This window comes from Actinoplanes sp. NPDC048796 (genome assembly GCF_040650035.1).
In the GTDB taxonomy this organism is placed as follows: domain Bacteria; phylum Actinomycetota; class Actinomycetes; order Mycobacteriales; family Micromonosporaceae; genus Actinoplanes.
Genome location: NZ_JBEZGO010000016.1, coordinates 66,658 through 85,946, shown reverse-complemented (window position 1 = coordinate 85,946; position 19,289 = coordinate 66,658). Strand labels below are relative to the sequence as shown.

At 68.6% G+C, this 19,289-nt stretch carries 20 protein-coding genes, 1 tRNA gene and 1 pseudogene; 18 read left to right on the top strand and 4 right to left on the bottom strand.

Features of this window, described 5'->3' with window-relative positions; all coding sequences use genetic code 11:
- Positions 1-482: 482 nt before the first annotated feature.
- The 7 genes and pseudogenes from ald to AB0C26_RS39500 all read left to right on the top strand — a co-directional run bounded on the left by ald (position 483) and on the right by AB0C26_RS39500 (position 8,351).
- Entirely contained in the window at positions 483-1,598 is a 1,116-nt protein-coding gene (ald, locus tag AB0C26_RS39530) for an alanine dehydrogenase (protein ID WP_360258449.1), read from the top strand.
- Positions 1,595-2,515, top strand: a complete 921-nt coding sequence (locus tag AB0C26_RS39525; RefSeq protein WP_360258552.1) for a site-specific tyrosine recombinase XerD — start codon at positions 1,595-1,597, stop codon at positions 2,513-2,515. Before ald ends, AB0C26_RS39525 begins: the two co-directional genes overlap by 4 nt.
- A gap of 122 nt (positions 2,516-2,637) precedes the next feature.
- Complete coding sequence (locus tag AB0C26_RS39520) at positions 2,638-3,570, top strand: ParA family protein (protein ID WP_360258447.1); 933 nt, start codon at positions 2,638-2,640, stop codon at positions 3,568-3,570.
- Positions 3,571-3,597: 27 nt separating this feature from the next.
- Positions 3,598-4,242 carry a hypothetical protein gene (locus AB0C26_RS39515; RefSeq protein ID WP_360258445.1) on the top strand — a complete coding sequence of 215 codons (645 nt, stop codon included), beginning with the start codon at positions 3,598-3,600 and terminating at the stop codon, positions 4,240-4,242.
- Between the two features lie 113 nt (positions 4,243-4,355).
- A pseudogene (locus tag AB0C26_RS39510) lies at positions 4,356-5,192 on the top strand (segregation/condensation protein A); the annotation flags it as partial.
- A gap of 1,376 nt (positions 5,193-6,568) precedes the next feature.
- Positions 6,569-7,627, top strand: a complete 1,059-nt coding sequence (gene scpB / locus AB0C26_RS39505) for an SMC-Scp complex subunit ScpB (protein ID WP_360258549.1) — start codon at positions 6,569-6,571, stop codon at positions 7,625-7,627.
- Complete coding sequence (locus AB0C26_RS39500; protein WP_360258443.1) at positions 7,614-8,351, top strand: pseudouridine synthase; 738 nt, start codon at positions 7,614-7,616, stop codon at positions 8,349-8,351. The genes scpB and AB0C26_RS39500 overlap by 14 nt, the downstream gene beginning before the upstream one ends.
- A gap of 43 nt (positions 8,352-8,394) precedes the next feature.
- On the opposite strand, the gene AB0C26_RS39495 is transcribed toward AB0C26_RS39500, so the two are convergent.
- Positions 8,395-8,634 carry a hypothetical protein gene (locus AB0C26_RS39495; protein WP_360258441.1) on the bottom strand — a complete coding sequence of 80 codons (240 nt, stop codon included), beginning with the start codon at positions 8,632-8,634 and terminating at the stop codon, positions 8,395-8,397.
- 71 nt (positions 8,635-8,705) lie between these two features.
- Here AB0C26_RS39495 and AB0C26_RS39490 point away from each other — a divergent pair, with 71 nt between their 5' ends.
- Positions 8,706-8,987, top strand: a complete 282-nt coding sequence (locus AB0C26_RS39490; protein WP_360258438.1) for a hypothetical protein — start codon at positions 8,706-8,708, stop codon at positions 8,985-8,987.
- On the opposite strand, the gene AB0C26_RS39485 is transcribed toward AB0C26_RS39490, so the two are convergent.
- Positions 8,935-9,573: a helix-turn-helix domain-containing protein gene (locus AB0C26_RS39485; protein ID WP_360258436.1), complete on the bottom strand. Its 639-nt coding sequence runs from the start codon at positions 9,571-9,573 to the stop codon at positions 8,935-8,937. The genes AB0C26_RS39490 and AB0C26_RS39485 overlap by 53 nt on opposite strands.
- Before the next feature lie 85 nt (positions 9,574-9,658).
- Here AB0C26_RS39485 and AB0C26_RS39480 point away from each other — a divergent pair, with 85 nt between their 5' ends.
- Positions 9,659-10,594: an NADP-dependent oxidoreductase gene (locus AB0C26_RS39480; protein WP_360258433.1), complete on the top strand. Its 936-nt coding sequence runs from the start codon at positions 9,659-9,661 to the stop codon at positions 10,592-10,594.
- A 45-nt stretch (positions 10,595-10,639) separates the two neighbouring features.
- Positions 10,640-11,146, top strand: a complete 507-nt coding sequence (locus AB0C26_RS39475; protein WP_360258430.1) for a DUF6245 family protein — start codon at positions 10,640-10,642, stop codon at positions 11,144-11,146.
- Positions 11,147-11,150: 4 nt separating this feature from the next.
- Here AB0C26_RS39475 and AB0C26_RS39470 read toward each other — a convergent pair whose 3' ends face one another.
- Entirely contained in the window at positions 11,151-11,822 is a 672-nt protein-coding gene (locus AB0C26_RS39470; protein WP_360258428.1) for an enoyl-CoA hydratase-related protein, read from the bottom strand.
- A gap of 249 nt (positions 11,823-12,071) precedes the next feature.
- Between AB0C26_RS39470 and cmk the strand changes: the two genes are divergently transcribed.
- The 6 genes from cmk (at position 12,072) to AB0C26_RS39440 (ending at position 16,441) form a co-directional block, all read left to right on the top strand.
- The gene (gene cmk, locus AB0C26_RS39465; RefSeq protein WP_360258427.1) at positions 12,072-12,755 is read left to right on the top strand and encodes a (d)CMP kinase; all 684 of its coding nucleotides are present in this window, start codon (positions 12,072-12,074) and stop codon (positions 12,753-12,755) included.
- Positions 12,752-14,137: a ribosome biogenesis GTPase Der gene (gene der, locus AB0C26_RS39460; protein WP_360258425.1), complete on the top strand. Its 1,386-nt coding sequence runs from the start codon at positions 12,752-12,754 to the stop codon at positions 14,135-14,137. Before cmk ends, der begins: the two co-directional genes overlap by 4 nt.
- Before the next feature lie 50 nt (positions 14,138-14,187).
- A tRNA-Pro gene (locus AB0C26_RS39455) sits at positions 14,188-14,261 on the top strand.
- Positions 14,262-14,589: 328 nt separating this feature from the next.
- Positions 14,590-15,342, top strand: coding sequence for a tyrosine-type recombinase/integrase (locus AB0C26_RS39450; RefSeq protein ID WP_360258423.1), 753 nt, complete (start codon positions 14,590-14,592; stop codon positions 15,340-15,342).
- 210 nt (positions 15,343-15,552) lie between these two features.
- Complete coding sequence (locus AB0C26_RS39445) at positions 15,553-16,242, top strand: hypothetical protein (RefSeq protein WP_360258421.1); 690 nt, start codon at positions 15,553-15,555, stop codon at positions 16,240-16,242.
- Complete coding sequence (locus AB0C26_RS39440) at positions 16,232-16,441, top strand: hypothetical protein (RefSeq protein ID WP_360258419.1); 210 nt, start codon at positions 16,232-16,234, stop codon at positions 16,439-16,441. The genes AB0C26_RS39445 and AB0C26_RS39440 overlap by 11 nt, the downstream gene beginning before the upstream one ends.
- A gap of 135 nt (positions 16,442-16,576) precedes the next feature.
- Here the strand turns inward: AB0C26_RS39440 and AB0C26_RS39435 are convergent, their stop codons facing one another.
- Positions 16,577-16,741: a helix-turn-helix domain-containing protein gene (locus tag AB0C26_RS39435; RefSeq protein WP_360258417.1), complete on the bottom strand. Its 165-nt coding sequence runs from the start codon at positions 16,739-16,741 to the stop codon at positions 16,577-16,579.
- Between the two features lie 414 nt (positions 16,742-17,155).
- On the opposite strand from AB0C26_RS39435, the gene AB0C26_RS39430 reads away from it, so the two are divergent.
- Positions 17,156-18,106 carry a tyrosine-type recombinase/integrase gene (locus AB0C26_RS39430; RefSeq protein WP_360258415.1) on the top strand — a complete coding sequence of 317 codons (951 nt, stop codon included), beginning with the start codon at positions 17,156-17,158 and terminating at the stop codon, positions 18,104-18,106.
- A gap of 67 nt (positions 18,107-18,173) precedes the next feature.
- The gene (locus AB0C26_RS39425; protein ID WP_360258412.1) at positions 18,174-18,395 is read left to right on the top strand and encodes a hypothetical protein; all 222 of its coding nucleotides are present in this window, start codon (positions 18,174-18,176) and stop codon (positions 18,393-18,395) included.
- The last annotated feature ends 894 nt before the right edge of the window (positions 18,396-19,289 follow it).

Below are 19,289 nucleotides of genomic sequence, written 5' to 3'. Positions count from 1 at the left end.
CTGGACTTCTACGAATACTCGCCGCGCCTGCGGCTGGGTATTCTGTGTCGACGAGTTCGGCCCGCCAACCTGGATAACTTTTCACCACACCAACACCCCCATCGTCCAGGCCGGGTGCCAGTTCCAACGGCGTAGAACTGGTCGCCCTGCCGATCCACGGTTCCGGGTTGAACTGGGTTGAAGGCGGGTTCGCGACCCTGCGCTGCTTCGCTGTCCACGGAACCGGCCACCGCTCGCACGCCGAGCAGGACAGAGCGATCGGTGACTGCATCCGCACGACCAGCGCGCCCAACCAAAGACCGGATAACCCAGTAGATCCAAGTTCCGCTACCCGGATTACCCTCATGGGCGCGTGACGAGGCGCTAGGTGTTTGGATCAACCGCCATGATCGGCAAATTACCGTACTGTCCAAAGAGGTGCGTTGATCGCTCGAACCGGGCGAAAGATCCCAAAACTCAGCGTCGAGTGGAAGGACGGTGCCGTGAAGGTCGGCATTCCGAGCGAGATCAAGAACAACGAGTTCCGGGTGGCCATCACGCCGGCCGGTGTGTACGAGTTCCGCCGGGCCGGGCACGAGGTGCTGGTGCAGGCCGGGGCCGGAACCGGCTCGTCGATCACCGACGGGGACTATCAGGCGGCCGGTGCCACGATCGTGCCCGGCGCGGACGAGGTCTGGGGCGGCGCCGAGCTGATTCTCAAGGTCAAGGAGCCCATCGCGGAGGAGTATCCGCGCATGCGGCCGGGTCAGGTCCTGTTCACCTATCTGCACCTGGCCGCGTCCAAGGAGTGCACCGACGCGCTGCTCGACCGCAAGGTCACCGGCATCGCGTACGAGACGGTGGAACTGCCCGACCGCTCGCTGCCGCTGCTGGCGCCGATGTCCGAGGTCGCCGGGCGGCTCGCCCCGCAGGTCGGCGCGTACCACCTGATGCGTTCGGGCGGGGGACGCGGCGTACTCATGGGCGGTGTCCCCGGTGTCTACGCGGCCAAGGTCGTGGTGATCGGCGCCGGTGTGTCGGGCATGAACGCCGCGGCCATCGCCCTGGGCATGCAGGCCGAGATCCTGGTGCTCGACCGCAACATCGCCAAGCTGCGGGCGGCCGACGCCGACTACCGGGGCCATCTGCAGACGGTGGCTTCCAACGCGTACGAGATCGAGAAGGCCGTCCTCGACGCCGACCTGGTCATCGGCGCCGTCCTGATCCCCGGCGCGAAAGCGCCCAACCTGGTGCCGAACGACCTGGTCGCCCGGATGAAGCCGGGCAGCGTGCTGGTCGACATCTCGATCGACCAGGGCGGCTGCTTCGAGGACTCGCGGCCCACCACCCACGCCGACCCGGTCTACCAGGTGCACAACTCACTGTTCTACTGCGTGGCCAACATGCCGGGTTCGGTGCCGCACACCAGCACCTACGCACTGACCAACGTCACCCTGCCGTACGCTCTGGAACTGGCGAACCTCGGCTGGCGGCAGGCGCTCAAGGCCGACGCCGCGCTCGCGCTGGGCCTGAACACCCACGACGGGCACGTCACCTACGGACCGGTCGCGGAGGCGCACGGCATGCGGAACCTGCCCCTGAACGCGGTGCTGACCTGAGCCTGCAACGTGTGATCACCGCCTATCTCGACCATCTCACCGTCGAGCGTGGGCTGTCGCGCAACACCCTCGTGTCGTACCAGCGTGATCTCGGCCGTTACGCCGCGGCACTCGCCGCGTCCGGTGTCACCGAGCTGTCCGACGTGACGGCGTCCGCGATCACCGATCACCTGGCCACGCTGCGCGAGGAGGGCCTGGCGTCCTCCTCGGCGGCCCGGGCGATCAGCGCCGTACGGGGCCTGCACCGGTTCGCCGCCCGGGAGGGCTACACGGGCGGCGACGTCGCGGCCGACGTACGGCCGCCGGCGCCGCCCAAGCGCCTGCCCAAGGCCCTCGATGTCGATCAGGTGACGCGGCTGCTGGCGGTGCCCGGCGACGACACTCCGGCCGGGCTGCGGGACCGGGCGCTGCTGGAGTTCCTCTACGGCACCGGGGCGCGGATCTCCGAGGCGGTCGGTGCGGACATCGACGATCTGTCGCTCTCGGCCTCTGACGAAGACCACGCGATCTTGCGCGGCAAGGGCGGAAAGACGCGGTTGGTTCCGGTCGGCGGTTACGCGCGGGCTGCTCTGGAGGCTTATTTGGTACGGGGGAGAGCCGCGCTCAGCGCGAACGGCACAGGGACACCGGCCGTCTTCCTGAACGCGCGCGGTGGACGGCTGTCCCGGCAGGGCGCCTGGATGATCCTGCGCCGGGCGGCGGTCGCGGCCGAGCTGCCGGTCGAGGGCCCGTACGCGGTCTCGCCGCACACGCTGCGTCACTCGTACGCGACCCATCTACTCGACGGCGGCGCCGACGTCCGGGTCGTGCAGGAGCTGCTGGGACACGCTTCGGTCACGACTACGCAGGTGTACACCTTGGTCACCGTGGACCGGCTCCGCGAGGTTTACGCGACCGCTCACCCGCGTGCTCGTTAGACGCTGCGCATCCATCTCGGCTTTCTTCAGGCGACACGCCGATGGCTGACCCCGGCGGTGCGGCGCGCGTGGCGTAGAGTCGGGCATCGGCTCCGGCTGGCGAGTCGGGAGGGGGCGAGGTCATGACGGGGAACGGCAACCGGGCGGAGGCCTGGACCTCCACACTCCGGGAGCAGCAGGGCTCCCTCGACCTCGGCGCCGATCTGGGTCCCGCCGACCCGACGGCGTACACGATGCGCCGCCCGATCCCCGAGCCGATGCCGACCGACCGGCACGGCCCGGCGCGGATCATCGCCCTGGCCAACCAGAAGGGTGGCGTGGGCAAGACCACCACCACGATCAACCTGGGTGCGGCCCTGGCCGAGTACGGGCGCAAGGTCCTGCTCGTCGACTTCGACCCCCAGGGCGCCTGCTCGGTGGGTCTCGGCGTCAACCCGCACAACCTCGACCTGAGCGTCTACAACCTGCTCATGCAGGACGACGTGGCCACCGAGGACGTCATCATCAAGACCGATGTGGCCGGCCTGCACCTGCTGCCCGCCAACATCGACCTGTCCGCGGCCGAGATCCAGCTGGTCAACGAGGTCGCCCGCGAGATGGCGCTGGCCCGGGCGCTGCGCTCGGTCCGCAAGGAGTACGACTTCATCCTGATCGACTGCCAGCCCTCGCTGGGCCTGCTGGCGATCAACGCGCTGACCATCGCGCACGGCGTGCTCATCCCGCTCGAGTGCGAGTTCTTCTCGCTGCGCGGCGTGGCACTGCTGCTCGACACGATCGACAAGGTCCGCGAGCGGCTCAACTTCGACCTCGAGCTCGAGGGCATCCTGGCGACCATGTACGACAGCCGCACCACCCACTGCCGCCAGGTGCTGCAGCGGGTCGTGGAGGCGTTCGGCGACAAGGTCTACCAGACGGTCATCACCAAGACCGTCAAGTTCCCCGAGTCCACGGTGGCCGGCGCACCGATCACCACGCTCGACCCGGCCTCCTCCGGCGCCCGCAACTATCGCCAGCTGGCCCGCGAGGTCATCGCCGCCAAGGTTGAGCGCGGCTGACAGGTGCTCTACGCGCTCGGTGAGCCGGTGGCGTTCGTCGCCCTGGTCGTCTCCTTCCTGCTCGGTCTCGTGCTGCGCGCGCTCGCCATCCGGTCGACATCGCGGATGCTGAAACTCTCCGACCGCCGCGAGTCGATCACCCCGCGCCTGCGCGAGGACGTCGACCCGTTCGGCGCGGTCGCGGCGGCCCTCGGCGGCATGGGCTGGGGCAAGATGCTCACGGTGGACGAGGTGCCGCGCTGGCGCGGACGCGGCCGGGCGGTGGCGGTGTTCCTGGCCGGGCCGCTGCTGTGCGTGGTGGTCTCGCAGCTGCTCATGCTGGCGTACTCGCTGGCCTACCCGGACAACTTCCTGGCCTTCATCGGCCCGGCCGACGTGCTGCTCGGCATCGACCTGCCGGTGGGCGAGCAGGTGCTGCTGTCGCTGGCGGTCGGGCTGCTCTGCTTCGGCATTCTGGCCGTCATCCCGATTCCGCCGCTGGACGGGTTCGGGGCGCTGTATTCCGCGCTGCGCACGCCCGGCCGGGGCATGCAGTGGATGCGGCTGTGGTTCGAGGACAAGAACATCGGCGTACTGGTCCTGCTGATCCTGTGCATTTTTCCCTTCGGTACGCCGTTCCTGCTCCGCATCCTTAACGCGCTCGGCCTGGTCTTCGTTCGCCTGTGGGGTTGATCTTCTCGGCACCCGCGTACCCATTCCGGATTTGTCCCGTTTAAACGGTACGGACGGGAAGGGGCGCGGTGAGCACTGAGCAGGTTGTCGTACCGGTGGTCTACGGTCAGCAGGTGCCTGACGAGCCCGCCGAAGTCTCCGACATCTCCGCCGAGGATGACTCGGGCAAATTTCTGGTACGCCTCGACAACTTCACCGGCCCGTTCGATCTGCTCCTCCAGCTGATCGGCAAACACAAGCTGGACGTCACCGAGATCGCGCTCCACCAGGTCACCGACGACTTCATCGCGTACATCAGGGCCATGGGCGACGACTGGGACCTCGGCGAGACCAGCGAGTTCCTGCTGGTGGCGGCCACCCTGCTCGACCTGAAAGCGGCCCGGCTGCTGCCGGCGGCCGACGTCGAGGACGAGGAAGACCTGGCCCTGCTCGAGGCGCGCGACCTGCTGTTCGCGCGGCTGCTGCAGTACAAGGCGTACAAGGAGGCGGCGGCCCACATCGCCGAGCTCGAGTTCACCGGCGGCAAGAGGTGGCCGCGCTCGGTGTCGATGGAGCCGCGCTACGCCGAGGCGCTCCCCGACCTGGTGCTGGGTGTCGGGCCGGAAAGGTTGTTCAAGCTCGCGCTGAAACAGTTCATCCCGAAACCCGGCCCGCCGCAGGTGTCGATCGCCCACATCCACCAGGTCCGGGTCAGCGTCCGCGAACACGCGGCCCTGCTGCGCGACCGCCTCCGCCGGGCCGGCTCGGCGACGTTCACCCTGCTGGTGGCCGACTGCGACAACACGCTCGAGGTGGTGGCGCGGTTCCTGGCTCTGCTGGAGCTCTACCGCGAGGGCCTGATCGACTTCGAACAGCCGGTCTCCCTCGACGAACTGACAGTCCGCTGGATCGGCGGCGACGCGGCCGACGCCGAACTCGAAATCGACGACTACGAGGGCACCAAGCCGACCGAGGACGCCCCACCCGAAGACCCCAACGCAACGGATGCGGCGCCTTCGCCCACCGAGCCCGACGTGCCATCTTCGGCGACGTCGCTCACTGAGCCCGACGTGCCATCTTCGGCGACGTCGCTCACGGAGGCCGACGTGCCATCTTCGGCGACGTCGCTCACTGAGCCCAACGTGCCGTCTTCGGCGACGTCGCTTGCTGTGCCCGATGTGCCATCTTTGGCTGCCTCGGCCGCTGCGCTCGCGGAACCCGGCGCGGATGCGGCTCCTTCGGCCTATCCGGTCGCGAAGCCCGATGTGGCGGATGCCGCTGCCTCGGTTGCGGGGCCGGGGGCGGATGGCGCTGCCTCGGTTGCGGGGCCGGGGGTGGATGGCGCTGCCTCGGTTGCGGGGCCGGGGGTGGATGCCGCTGCCTCGGTCGCGGGCTCGGGTGTGGCGGATGTCGCTGCTTCGGTCGCCGGGCGCGGTGAGGCGAATGCGGGTACCCCGGCTGCTTCGCTCGGGAAGCCCGATGTGGCCTCTTCGGCCTCTTCGGCTCCTTCGGCCTCTTCGGCCTCTTCGGCTCCTTCGGCGGCGGAGCCGTTTAGGGCGGAGTCGGCTGCTTCCGCTGCGGAGGGCGCTGCGGGGGAATCGGCCGATGAGCGTGGTGTGGCGGAATCGGCGGATTCGGTCGTGGGGGATGCGGGGAAGCGTGAGGTGGGCCGACTTGACGTGGGGCCCGATGACGATGATCTTGGCGGGGAAGACGACGACGCGGAGGAACGATCGTGAGCAGCGACGAGCAGTCTGACTCACTCGCGGCACAGGCCGCGGCCTGGGTGCCGCCGTGGGAGAGACCGCAGCGGCCGGTGGATCGCAAGTTCCAGGCCGACGCCGAGGAGGAGGCTCGCGCCGAGCTCGCGGACGGTCGGGCAGAGTGGGCGGCGGTTCCCACCTCGGCCAGCGGAGACGAGGACGAAGAGTACGGCGAGTTCAAGCACCGGGAGGCCACGGCTCGCGGGGCGGAGAACCGGGCATCCGACGACGAGGAACTCCCGGGGGACGGGGACGACCTCGAAGAGGCGGGGCTCGACTCGGACGACGACTTCGATCCCGCCTTCGAGCGGCCGAACCCGCCGGCGGAGGAGCCCGCGCTCGGGGACGCCGAAGAGGACCAGGTCGCTGTCGACGCGCCGGTCGAGGAAGGTGCGTCGCCAGCTGACGGGGATGCGTCGGCCGACGGCGATGTGCCGGCCGACGGCGATGTGCCGGCCGGCGGGCAGTCTGAGGAGCTGCCGGTCGGTGAGGTGTCTGAGGAGCTGCCGGTCGGTGGGGTGGATGCGCCCGCTGAGGGTGGCGGGGGCGATCCGGTTGAGGTCGTGCCCGGGCCGGAGCTGCCGTTGCCGGAGGCGATCGAGGAGGCGGCGGCGGCCGAGCTCGTCGATGACGAAGGTGATCCGGTCGACGCGCCGCTTCCCGAGGACGGGGATGACGCGGGGGACGTCTTCGACGCGGCGGCCGATGATGACGTCAGCGATGACGGGGAGAGCGATCTGCCGTTCGCGGACGAGGTGCCGGCGGACGGTGGGCGGGCTGCCGACGAGGAGCTGGACGAGGTGCCGGCGGAGGACGGGCGGGCTGCCGACGAGGAGCTGGGCGAGGTGCCGGCGGAGGACGGGCGGGCCGCCGACGAAGGGCTGGACGGTGACGGGCCGGGGCTCGGTGGGCGGGACGCCGAGGATGTCGCCGAGTTCGACTGGGGTGGCGGCGTCGATCAGCCGATCGATGCTGCGGCCGGTGCGGCCGGGGCCGGTGCTGCGGGTGCTGCGGCGGTGCCGGAGCAGGCGGCGCGGCGGGGGCGTGGGGGCGCGGGGACGCGTACTGAGGAAGAAGTTGATCTGCCGGGGTTGACCGATGACGCTGAGCTGGCGGCGGCGCTTGAGGCGATCATGCTGGTGGTGGATGAGCCGGTGGCGGAGATGCAGCTGGCGCAGATTCTGGAGCAGCCGACCGAGCGTGTCGGGGTGATGCTGGAGGATCTGTCGGCGCGGTACACGGCGGCGGGGCACGGGTTCGACCTTCGGCGGGTGGCGGGTGGCTGGCGTCTCTACACGCGGCCGGAATATGCGCCGTACGTGGAACGGTTTGTTCTCGACGGGCAGTCTGTGCGACTGACCCAGGCGGCGCTGGAGACACTGGCTGTGGTCGCTTACAAGCAGCCGGTTACCCGGTCGCGCATCTCCGCCATCCGCGGTGTGAACTGCGACGGCGTCATGCGTACGCTTGTGACGCGCGGCCTGATCGAGGAATGCGGCACGGAGAGCGAAACCGGGGCACACCTGTATCGCACGACGGCGCTCTTCCTGGAAAAACTGGGTCTCAACTCGGTCGACCAGCTGCCGCCGCTCGCTCCGTTCCTGCCCGACGACGTGGAAGAAGTACTCGATGCCTCAGGCTGACACCGCCGAACGCCTCCAGAAAGTGCTGGCGGCCGCCGGTGTTGGATCCCGCCGCGCCTGCGAAGACCTGATCTTCCGCCGGCGTGTGACGGTGAACGGCAAGGTCGCCAAGCTCGGCGACAAGGTCGACCCCAACACTGCCGAGATCCACGTGGACGGCCAGCGGATCATCACCGACACCAAACTCATGTACATCGCGATGAACAAGCCTCGTGGTGTCGTCTCGTCTCTCGACGACGAAAAGGGCCGCACCGAGTTGGCCGACTTTCTCGGGCAGTTCGGCACCCGGCTCTACCACGTCGGGCGCCTGGACGCCGACAGTGAGGGCCTGCTGCTCATCACCAACGACGGTGACCTCACGAACAAGCTGACCCACCCCCGGTACGAGATCCAGAAGACGTATCTGGCCGAGGTGACCAACGGGCCGCTGGCGCGCAACGTCGGCCGGCAGCTGCTGAGCGGGATCGAGCTCGAGGACGGTCCGGCCAAGGCCGACCAGTTCAAGCTGGTCGGTGCGCTGGGCAAGACGGCTCAGGTCGAGATCACGCTGCACGAGGGCCGCAAGCACATCGTCCGCCGGATGATGGAGGAGGTCGGCCACCCGGTCACCCGGCTCATCCGTACGTCGGTCGGCCCGATCCGGCTCGGCGACCTCCGCCCCGGTGGCTTCCGTCACCTGTCGATGGCCGAGGTCGCCGCCCTGTTCAAGGCCGCCGGCGACTGATCGCCACATGCGAGAAGCCCGGGCCTGTGCGCCCGGGCTTTCGTTATTCCGGCCGGTAGTTCGGGGAGTCGCCGGCGAGGCTGCGCGAGTCGTAGCCCGAGCGGTCGGCGATGCCGCCGCCCTTCTCGCCGGTGCGGTCCTCCGGGGCGAGGTCGGCCGGCTCGTCGGCGGGGACTCCCGGGTCGACGGAATGGCCCGGCGGGCGCAGCGAGGCCTCGTACGCGGTGGTGCCGTCCGGCTCGTCGCCCTGCCTGATGTCGATGCGGTGGGGTTGTTCGGTCATGACGGACGAATTCCCCGCCTGCCCGCCAATTAACGGGCATATGTGGCGGGATCGTGGGCAGGCGACCGGACATGAAGCGAGCGGTGGCGGCCTCCAGCGAGTGGATCGGATCCGACGGCATCCGGCAGCCGGGCGGCGAAGTGCACGCGTGGCAGCCCGGCACGAACCAGACGCTCTGCGGGCTGGCGCTGAGCCGCACCCGGCTGCGGCGCTTCCCGCATGTGCCGTTCGACTTCCGCGCCACCGACGTGGTCACCTCCGAGGATGAGGTGCGCTACATCTGCTCCCGCTGCGTGGCCGCTACTTCGCGCCGGGGCGAGCGGAATTGGGTACGGGTGTCGCCGCGTCCCTGACGGCTGGACCCGGCAAGGGGTGGGCGCCTTCGGGGCGCAGGCCGTCGAAGATGAGGGACAGGTAGCGGCGCCACAGGTCCGGTGGGGGGCTGGGGACGAAGCTGACCACGTGGCTGGGGGCGCACATCAGCAGGATCACGTCCATGCCCTCGATGTCGGGGCGGACGGCTCCGGCCTGCTGGGCTCGGGTCACCAGGGCGATGATCGCGGTGAACAGGCGTTCGCGGGCTTCGGTCAGGCGGGCGTTCACCTCGCCGGCCTCGCGCAGGAAGGACAGGTCGAGCTGCTGTTGGCGGCCAGCGGCGGCCTCCATGAACTCCAGCAGGGCGGCTCCGGGGTCGGTGGCCGTGGTCAGGTGGTGGGCCAGGGTGGCCAAGTCGTCGACGCGGTCGAGGACCACGGCGGCCAGCAGGTCGTCCTTGGTCGGGAAGTGGCGGAAGACGGTGCCCTTGCCGATGCCGGCCCGGCGGGCGATGTCGGCCACCGAGGCGTCCAGGCCGTGGGCGGCGAACTCCTCGGACGCGGCGGCCAGCAACGACGAGCGGTTGCGGGCGGCGTCCGCGCGCAGCGGGCGGTCGACTGTCACGATCGTCAGCTTAACAAGTTGACCGCGCGGTCCGTTTACGCCTAACGTGACCTACCGGTCCGCTTAGCGCTGTAACGGAGGAAGCATGAAGGCGATCGTCGCTCGTGACTACGGCCCGCCGTCCAGTTTTGCACTCGCCGACGTCGCCGTGCCCACTGCCGGGCCGGGGCAGATTCAAGTACGCATCGCCGCCGCGTCGCTCAATCCGGGGGACATCGTCATTCCGGGCGGTGCCTATCCCGTACGGCTGACGTTTCCGCACGTGCTCGGGAACGACTTCGCGGGGACCGTCAGTGCGGTCGGGGAGGGCGTCACGGCGTACTCGATCGGTGATGAGGTCTTCGGCCACTCGGTGCCGCGGGCGCTGGGGGCGCTGGCCGGCGCCAAGAATCCGTCGGTGACCACGGGGACGCTGGCGCAATACGCGGTCTTCGAGGCCGGTACGCCGTTCATCGCGCATCGGCCGGCCTCGCTCGACGTCGCCGCGGCGGCCGCGCTGCCGACGGTCGGGCTGACCGCCCGCGCGCTGATCACCCGGGCCGAGCCGAAGCCGGGCGAGACGGTGCTGGTGATCGGGGCGACAGGCGGCGTGGGTACGACGGTTCTGCCGCTGCTGGACGGGTGCCGGGTCATCGCGACCGGCCGGCCGGGGGACCGGGACGTGCTCCTCGGGCGGGGCGCCACCGAAGTGATCGGCTACGACGACTATCCGGCCGGTGGGGTCGATCTGGTGCTCAATCTGGTTCGGCCCACCGATCAGCTGCGCGAGGCGGCGAGGAGCCTGAAGCGCGGCGGCCGCCTCTTCACGATCACGTTTCCGCCGCCGCGACCCGAGATGATCGACCGGGAGGATGTGCGCTTCGAGCTCGTCCTCGACGTGGACGGCGACCTGGGCGGCATGCGCGAAGTCGTGGGGCTGAGCCCGTTGATCACCGGGCGCTACCGGCTCGAGGAGGGCGTGCGGGCGCTGACCGACTTCGCCGGCCACCACACGGTCGGGAAGCTGGTCGTCATGGTGTAGGCGCGGCGCGCCGCATTTGTAGGCTTCCATCGATAGTTTGGGGTGATGGGGGAGGAAGAGCGACTTCTTGCGGCGCTGGCGGCGCTGGGAGCGTCACCGCCGGGCGACGACCTCGAGGACACGAACGCGCGGCGGGCCTGGCTGGCCGGGGCGCTGCTGGCGGCGGCGCAGGCCGAGGCCATGGCCGCGGACCGGCTGCTGATGAGCCGGGAGGCCCGGTACGCGCTGTGGCAGCGGCAACTCGACGCGGCCGACGAGCCGGCGGCGCGGGCCGACCGGATCCGGTGGCAGGTGCAGCGGGCCTGCCTGCCGTTGCCGGCCATGGCGCACGAGAGCCGCACCGATCCGATTCCGCTGGCCGCGGGGCAGGCGGCCGAGGGGCTTCAGCTGCTGCTGTCGGTCAGTGCGGCCACGCACGGTGCGGTCGCGGCGGGGGATGTGGCCCGGCTGGCGGCGCAGGCCGGCCGGCTGCGGGAGGCGCGCAAGGTCCTTCAGGCGGCGGTCGACAACACCGACGAGCTGCTGGAGATGCTGGGATCGGTCGACATCTAGCGCCTCAGCCCCGGGGATCGGCGAAGTCGCGCAGGGCGTCCAGCACGCCGGCGTACATCCTGGTCTTGATGGTCTCGAGCGTGGGACCGGCCTTGGCCAGGTGACTCTGCGCGAGCGCGATCGCCGCGCTCCGGACCTCGGCCTCGTCGACGGCGCTGTCGACGATCTGCCTGGTGTACGCCTCGTGGCCGCCGAAGCGATGGGCGGTGACCATGGCCTGGTGCGCGGTCTGCGGGGTGAGCCGGGCCTGGATCAGGGCGGACATGCCGTGCGTGAACGGGATGTTGATGTCGGCCTCGGGCAGGCACCAGAAACCACGGTCGGCGCGCATGATCCGGAAGTCGTGGGCCAGCGACAGCATGGCGCCGGCGGCGAAGGTGTGGCCCTGGAGCGCGGCGACGGTCACGAAAGGCAGACTGAGGACGCGGGCCAGAAGACCATGGACCCGATTGCCGTACGCCGTGTACTGCTCCGGATGCTCGAACAGCCACTCCAGGTCGAGACCGTTCGACCAGAACTTGCCGGTGGCCGCGGTGACCAGGGCGCGCGGCTCGTCGCCCTTGACGACCTCGTCGAGCAGCGCGTTGACCTCGGTCAGCCAGTCGGGGTGGAAACGGTTCTCGCCGTCTCCCAGATGGAGCACGAAGACGTCGTCGAGCTTCTCCAGCGTGGGCATTGTGGGCTCCCCTCGTTGCTACTGTTGAGTAACTTACCGCCGGCCTTCGTTGCCGGACAGCCCGGCAGCCGCGGCAGGGGGATCGGGACGGCAGCTAGCCGGGCCCGTGGCCCCCGGGGCTCCTCGTGACGCCGTACCTCTTCGGGCTTGATCTTGACTTTCTGTCGTTGGCAAGCCCCAGGTTCGTCGGTGGCTGATGGTGCGGGCACAATGGGAGGGTTGGTCGGGCGGGCAAACCCTGGAGGAACGGTGGCGGAAGAAGTACGGCCGGAAAAGTGTGTTGTCGCTGTCGACGGCCCCTCCGGATCCGGCAAGTCCACCGTTTCCCGGCGGCTGGCGGCCGCGATCGACGGGGTCTACCTGGACACCGGGGCCATGTACCGGGCGGTGACCTGGGCCGTTCTGCAGGGCGGAGCCGACCTCGGCGACCCCGACGCGATCGCGAAGATCGCGCTGGAGACCGAGTTGTCGATCGGCACCGATCCTGCGGCGCCGCATTTCGCGGCGAATGGCACTAACGTCGACGCCGCCATCCGCGGCGCCGAGGTGACCCATGCCGTGTCCGCGGTGGCGGCCGTCCCCGCGGTCCGCAAGCACCTGGTCGCCCTGCAGCAGGCGATCATCGCCGGCCAGCCCCGGATCATCGTCGAGGGCCGCGACATCGCGACCGTCGTCGCCCCTTCCGCGGACCTCAAGGTCTATCTGACGGCCTCGTCGGCGGCCCGCGCCCGGCGGCGCAGCGCGGAGGACGCGGGTTCCGACGTCGCGGCCACCGAAGCCTCACTGCTGCGCCGGGACAAGCTTGACTCCTCCCGCGCCACGGACCCGCTGAAGCAGGCGTCCGACGCCATCGAGGTCGACACGTCCGACATCGGCATCGACGAGGTCGTCGCGTACCTCTTGAATCTTTTGAACAGCAAGGTGAAGTCGTGAGTGACTCTCCCGCGGAGCTCCTCTCCGTGGATGTCGTTGAAGGTCCCGTCCCGGTGGTCGCCGTAGTCGGCCGCCCCAACGTGGGCAAGTCCACGCTGGTCAACCGCATCATCGGCCGCCGCCAGGCGGTCGTCGAAGACGTTCCCGGAGTGACCCGGGACCGCGTTCCCTACGACGCCCAGTGGAACGGCCGCCGCTTTACGGTCGTCGACACGGGCGGTTGGGAGCCGGACGCCCGCGACCGCGCGGCGGCCATCGCCCGGCAGGCCGAGATGGCGGTGCAGACGGCCGACGTCGTCGTGTTCGTCGTCGACGTGTCGGTCGGCGCCACGGATGTCGACGAGGCCGCGGTGAAGATGCTGCGGCGCTCGCACAAGCCGGTCATCCTGGTCGCCAACAAGGCGGACAACCAGAACCTGGAGCTCGAGGCGGTGTCGCTCTGGTCCCTGGGCCTGGGGGAGCCGCACCCGATCTCGGCGCTGCACGGCCGCGGGTCAGGCGACCTGCTGGACGACATTCTGTCGGCGCTGCCGGACCCGCCGCCGATCGTGGAGGACGGCCCACGCGGCCCGCGCCGGGTGGCTCTGGTGGGCCGCCCGAACGTCGGCAAATCGTCACTGCTGAACAAGGTGTCCAAGGAGGAGCGGGCGGTCGTCGACTCGGTCGCCGGCACCACCGTCGACCCGGTCGACAGCCTCGTCGAGATGGACGGCGAGATCTGGCAGTTCGTCGACACCGCCGGCCTGCGCAAGCGGGTGAATCAGGCTTCCGGTACGGAGTATTACGCGTCCCTGCGCACAGCCGGCGCCGTGGAAGCCGCCGAGGTGGCCGTCGTGCTGCTCGACGCGGCCGAGGTCATCAGCGAGCAGGACCAGCGGGTCCTGACCCAGGTGGTCGAGGCGGGGCGGGCCTTGGTGATCGCCTTCAACAAGTGGGACCTGGTCGACGCCGACCGCCGCATCTTCCTGGACAAGGAGATCGACCGCGAACTGAAGCGCATCCCCTGGGCTGTCCGGGTCAACATCTCGGCCAAGACCGGCCGTGCGGTCGACAAGCTGGCGCCGGCGCTACGGCGGGCGCTGGATTCGTGGGAGCAGCGGGTTCCCACCGGGGCCTTGAACCAGTGGTTGACGGCGCTGACCCAGGCCACCCCGCACCCGGTGCGGGGCGGGCGGGCGCCACGCATTCTGTTCGCCACGCAGGCTGGAGTGGCACCGCCCCGGTTCGTGCTGTTCACCACGGGCCCGCTGGACGCCGGGTACATCCGCTTCGTGGAGCGCAAGCTCCGCGAGGAGTTCGGATTCGAGGGCTCGCCGGTGGAGATCTCCGTGAAGCCCCGGAAGAAGACGGGACCCGGGGGGCGGGGTAAGGCTCATGGGTAGGGCTTGGTAAGCTTTCGGAGTTGCCGCGCGGTGTTCGTGCCGGGCGGCGGCGGGCTGTAGCGCAGCTTGGTAGCGCACTTGACTGGGGGTCAAGGGGTCGCAGGTTCAAATCCTGTCAGCCCGACAGCGAAGGGGTTTTCGCAGGTCAGAGACTTGCGAGAGCCCCTTTTTCGTGTCTGGTCGACGTCAGCCGGGTCGAGCACGCCGCTTGTAGACCCCTTGACTCGGCAGGTGACGAGACATGCCCCTACTGAAGCTCGACCAACTCTGCGAAGGCCTGGAGAAGGGCGACTGGGCCGGCTTCCTCCGCGACTGGGACCGCGCCCTGCGGTCCGCGAACCGGCCCGAAACGACCCGCTACAACTACCTTCTGGCCGCCGCGCAATTGGCGAAGTATCTCGCCGCGGAATCACCCGATCCGGACGCCGACGAGGCTGGGCAAGACCCCGACCGTGGTGACGAAGGCGCACATCGAAGCGTTCCAGGCGTGGATGATCGAGACCCGGTCGGCGTCGACCGCTTTGAACAAGCACAAGTCGCTGCAGCAGTTCTTCAAGTACCTCCTCGAGGAAGAGGAAATCGACCGGTCACCGATGGAACGGGTGAAGCAGCCGCAGACCCCGCAGAAACTTGTTCCGATCATGGGTGACAACGACACGAAGAAACTGCTCGATGGCACCAAAGGCAAGTCGTTCATGTCGTTGCGGGATGAGGCGCTGATCCGCCTGTACTACAACACCGGTGCCCGGCTCTCGGAGATCGGGAATCTACTACTGACCGATCTGGACATGAACACCGAGTCGGTGCACCTGCACGGCAAGGGCGCAAAGGACCGCCGGGTGCGGTTCGGGCCGAAGACCTCGCGAGCGCTGGCGCGGTATCTGCGGGCCCGGGCGAAACGAGTCGGCGCCGAGGGGGTGCCGCAGTTGTGGATGGCCGAGAAAGGCGGCAAGCCGCTGTCGCCGAACGGGATCAAGCTGATGCTCAAACGCCGCGGGAAAGCCGCCGGTGTGGCGAATACGCACGCGCACCGGTGGCGGCACAACTTCGCCCACGAGTGGCACCGGGCCGGCGGCAACACCGGCGATCTGATGCTGCTGCTCGGGTGGGCGTCGGAGGACATGCCCCGCCGCTATGGGGCCAGCGCTGCGGCCGAGCGGGCGCAGGAGCTCCAGGTGCAGATGGGCATCGGCGAGCGCATCTGAGGTGTTCGTGGACCGGCTGCGGTGGTCGTGCCGTAGCCGGCCCGGGGGAGTGGCGGGGGAGGGGGACTACCAGAGACAACCGGAGACAACTACCGATCGAGCACCGGCAGTCGGAGGATAAACGAGCGGCGTTCGTGCCGCCGGATGACCCGTGCGAGCGCTTTCATGTAGTCAAGGGGTCCATCCGCACCGACGAGGCTGCGTCAGCCGATGACACCGGAGGTGGCGATGGAGCGCGATCGAGCGCTCTTCCTGACTCGGGACGTGTTGGCGCGGCTGGTCGAGGGGCAAGCCGAGTGGCCTCTGAGCTTGGTCCGGGAGGTCTATATCTTCGGCTCGGTCGCGAGAGGCGCGTTGCAGCCCGGCGATGTCGACCTGGACGTCGAGTTTGACCGCCAAGACGCGCGGTGGAAGTCTGAATTGCTCACCGGCCTGAGTTACGGCTACGACCCCCGTCGGGTGTTCCGGCAAGCGCTGGTGGGCCGCAAGCGCGGTGTCCAGATCACGTTCGACAACTGTGACGACGAGGATCTGGATCTGACGTTGCTGTGGCGCCGTGGCGACGACCTGTCGACTGCAGTGGCTCGCCTGCACGCCATACAGGTCGATCCGGAAGCCGGCAGAGCCGAACGGCAGGCGATGCTGCCCGAGTTCGAAGGAATGGACCGATGGCTGCCCTACTACTACCGGCAAGGCCTCATCGAAGCCATCGACAGTGGTGCCATACAGGTGGAGCGGCTCGTCCTCGAGGACAGAGCAGTCGACGACCGCGTGGCGTTGAGGCACCTCGCGGACCGGTGGCCGCCGACGAGCCCTCTGCACCGGGCGGCGCGAGCCGCCTTCACCTACTTCATCGATCGCGGCGTCGACCCGTCCCAGGTCCGCCTTCATGGCCAATGACGTCCGGGGAGGAGATACGCCGTACATTGCCGGCTTCTCGTTGCGTTATCTGCGCACACTGCAGCGATGCTTCACGGAGTTCGGTGGTCGAGAGTGGATCGAGGTGGTCCATCCGACGCGCAGGGGCTCGCTACTGGCCTTGAGGTTGCAGCCGGCGTCGATGGCACGGTTGAAGGAGATCAACTGGCTGCCGAGCTGAGCTCCAACGGGCCAGCCGGTTGCGACAATCCGGCAGGTTATTGGTTCGCCGCCGCCCGAAGTTCCCGCGTCGAGCCTAATTGGAAAGGCACAAGAAGGGCGACCGATCGTCTGTGAGCATCGACGCAGTTTGTGTTTACCTATATTCTTGTGATTCGCGCTCGCTGATGTATCGGTCGACGGCGGTGCGGCGATAGCGCACATATTTCCCTACCCGGAAACCCGGTGGCCCGCTGCCTTCGTTGCGCCATTTGCGCATGGTTCCGACGGGAACCTTGAGGATTCCAGCGACTTCCTCCATGGTGAGGAGTTCGTCGTGTGGGTTGTCGATTGTTGTGGGTGGCATGGCGGGGTGCTCCGTTTGCTACAGATTTTCGTTGTATATGTCCATGATGCTGCGTGCTGATGCTAAAGGCGCTTGGCCGGGACCACTCTGGCGGGTGATGCGGAAACTTGGCGCTGGGTCGTGGGTCGCTTGACGTTGCCTGTTGTATCTCGTCGGACTGTGTTGCATAGCCGCAGGATTCCCCGATCGGGGTACTCGTTGCCGAGCGGGCGAGCACGACGGGGCATGGGTTGCAACGGGACTACCGGAGACTACTGAAGACAACTTCCGGTCGAGCATTTCGCGGCCGACGATGGGGTGGCGACGACGAGTCGCGCACGCGATTGGTCCGCCGAGCCGGCAGACCCTGTGATCCTACGGAGGGCGACCGTGCTGGATCTGAGGAGGCTTTGTCGTGATCTGGCGCCCGTATGGTTTGACTATCTGCGGGACTGGGATCGCACCCTACGTGGAGGGAATTACCCGGAGACGACCCGCTACAACTACCTGCTCGCCGGAGCGCAGTTCGGCCGGTTCCTGCGCGACAACGCCGACGGATTGCAGGCGCAGGCGGCGGCGGAGGATCCGACCGAGGTCGAGCGCGGTCACGTCGAGGAGTTCCAAGCCTGGATGGTGAGGACCCGGTCGGCCTCGACGGCGTTGAACAAGCACAAGGGGCTACAGCAGTTCTTCCGATGGCTGGTCGAGGAAGAGGATCTGGAGCGTTCCCCGCTGGCGCGGGTGAAGCAACCGAAGACGGCGCAGACTCTGATTCCGGTGCTCGGCGACGAGGACACCGCGAAGATCCTGGCGACGTGCAAGGGCAACGACTATCTGTCGTTGCGGGATGAGGCGATCATCCGGGTCTTGTACAACACCGGTGCGCGGCTGTCGGAAGTTGCTGGGCTGGAGCTTGACGACGTGGACCTGGATAACGACAGTCTGTTGTTCCACGGCAAGGGTATGAAGGACCGCCGGGTCCGGTTCGGCCCGAAGACGGGCCGGGCGCTGAGCAAGTTCCTGCGGGCCCGCGCCAGGCGTAAAGCCGCCCATCTACCCGCGGTGTGGCTGCCCGCTCGCGGCGAGGTGCCGCTGTCGAGCAACGGCGTCAAGATCATGCTGCGCCGACGAGGCGAGCTGGCCGGGGTGGCGAATGTGCATGCGCACCGCTGGCGGCACAACTTCGCGCATGAGTGGAAGCTCGCCGGCGGTGACACCGGTGACCTGATGCTGGTGCTCGGCTGGGCGTCGGATGACATGCCGCGCCGTTACGGGGCGTCGGCTGCGGCTGAGCGAGCGCAGCTGACCCACGCGCGGTTGCGGATCGGTGAGCGAGTCTGATGCGGGGGAGTAGGGGATGGGGCTGAGCGCGAGGCAGCGGTCGCGCCGAGCGCGGATCGCGGCGTTGGTGTCGTGGGCGAATACCGCCGATCGGCAGGGCCGTACGGCGGCGGCGACGTCGTCGTTCCTGGCCCGTTTCGAGAGGCAGGTCGATCCGCAGGGCGTGCTGGACCCCGAGGTTCGGGCGGTCATGGCGGGGCATGCCAGGCGGGCGTACATGCTGCAGCTCGCCGAGAAGTCGGCCAAGGCACGTGCACGAGCGACAGGGGATCGCTCCCTGCGGGGGTAACGGACTGGTGTCGACAACGAGGGCCGGCCGGCGCCGCAACGGTCATCCGCACCTGCGCACGGACAGTTTTGGGAATGAACCCCTCAATGACAGTGTGGGTTCAGGTGGCGGTCGTTGGAACCACTGCTCGGTGGCCGTCAACGGCAAGCGGCATCGGTGAGCAGCTTTTAGTCACGCGCATTGGCCCGAAGTCTCCACCGGAGTACTACCACTTGACGGATGGGATTCAGGTTAGGTTCCTAGGATGCCCGTTGTGTGTGACCTCAACCGTTATGAACAGCTTTCAGGAAACCCAATCCGCGCTTGTTGCATACATGACCGGAGCGTGGCGCGACTCGTGCGCCACTGAAGGGCGAAGCGCCTAAAGGCCGGCTACGGTGGTGGGTCGCCACGACGACGGCCTATTGGTCCTGCCTGTGTCGGCTAGGTCGGCGCCCGGCACGCCGCTGGGGCGGTGGATGGCTGAGCCGTACCCCGTCGACGTCGCGGCCGCAGTGTGTGTCCGGCACGGCTTCGAGCCGCTCTTCGTTTCCTGGCAGTGGCCGACGCGGCCGGCTGGTCCAAGGCCACACTGCTGCGATGCTTTCCCTTCCAGGCGGCGCTGGTCCATGCGGTCAAAAGCCGCTGCCGGAAGAGATGGGCGCCGTTGTCGCCGCGGGTGAAGCGCATGACGGCGCGGACCGGGACCGGGGGCGCTCACCGAACTGCTCGGCCTGGCGACAAGGCGACCGGGACTGTTCCTGCCGCCGTCGCGCTCACTGTCGACATCGATGATCCCGCCGTCCGCCATTCGGTCGAAGCGGCGTTCGGCCTGCGTGAGGCGACCGGATCGGCTCGCCGATGCTGTGTCCTCGCCGCGATCGGCGCTGTTCGTGCCGCAGTCCTGTCGATATG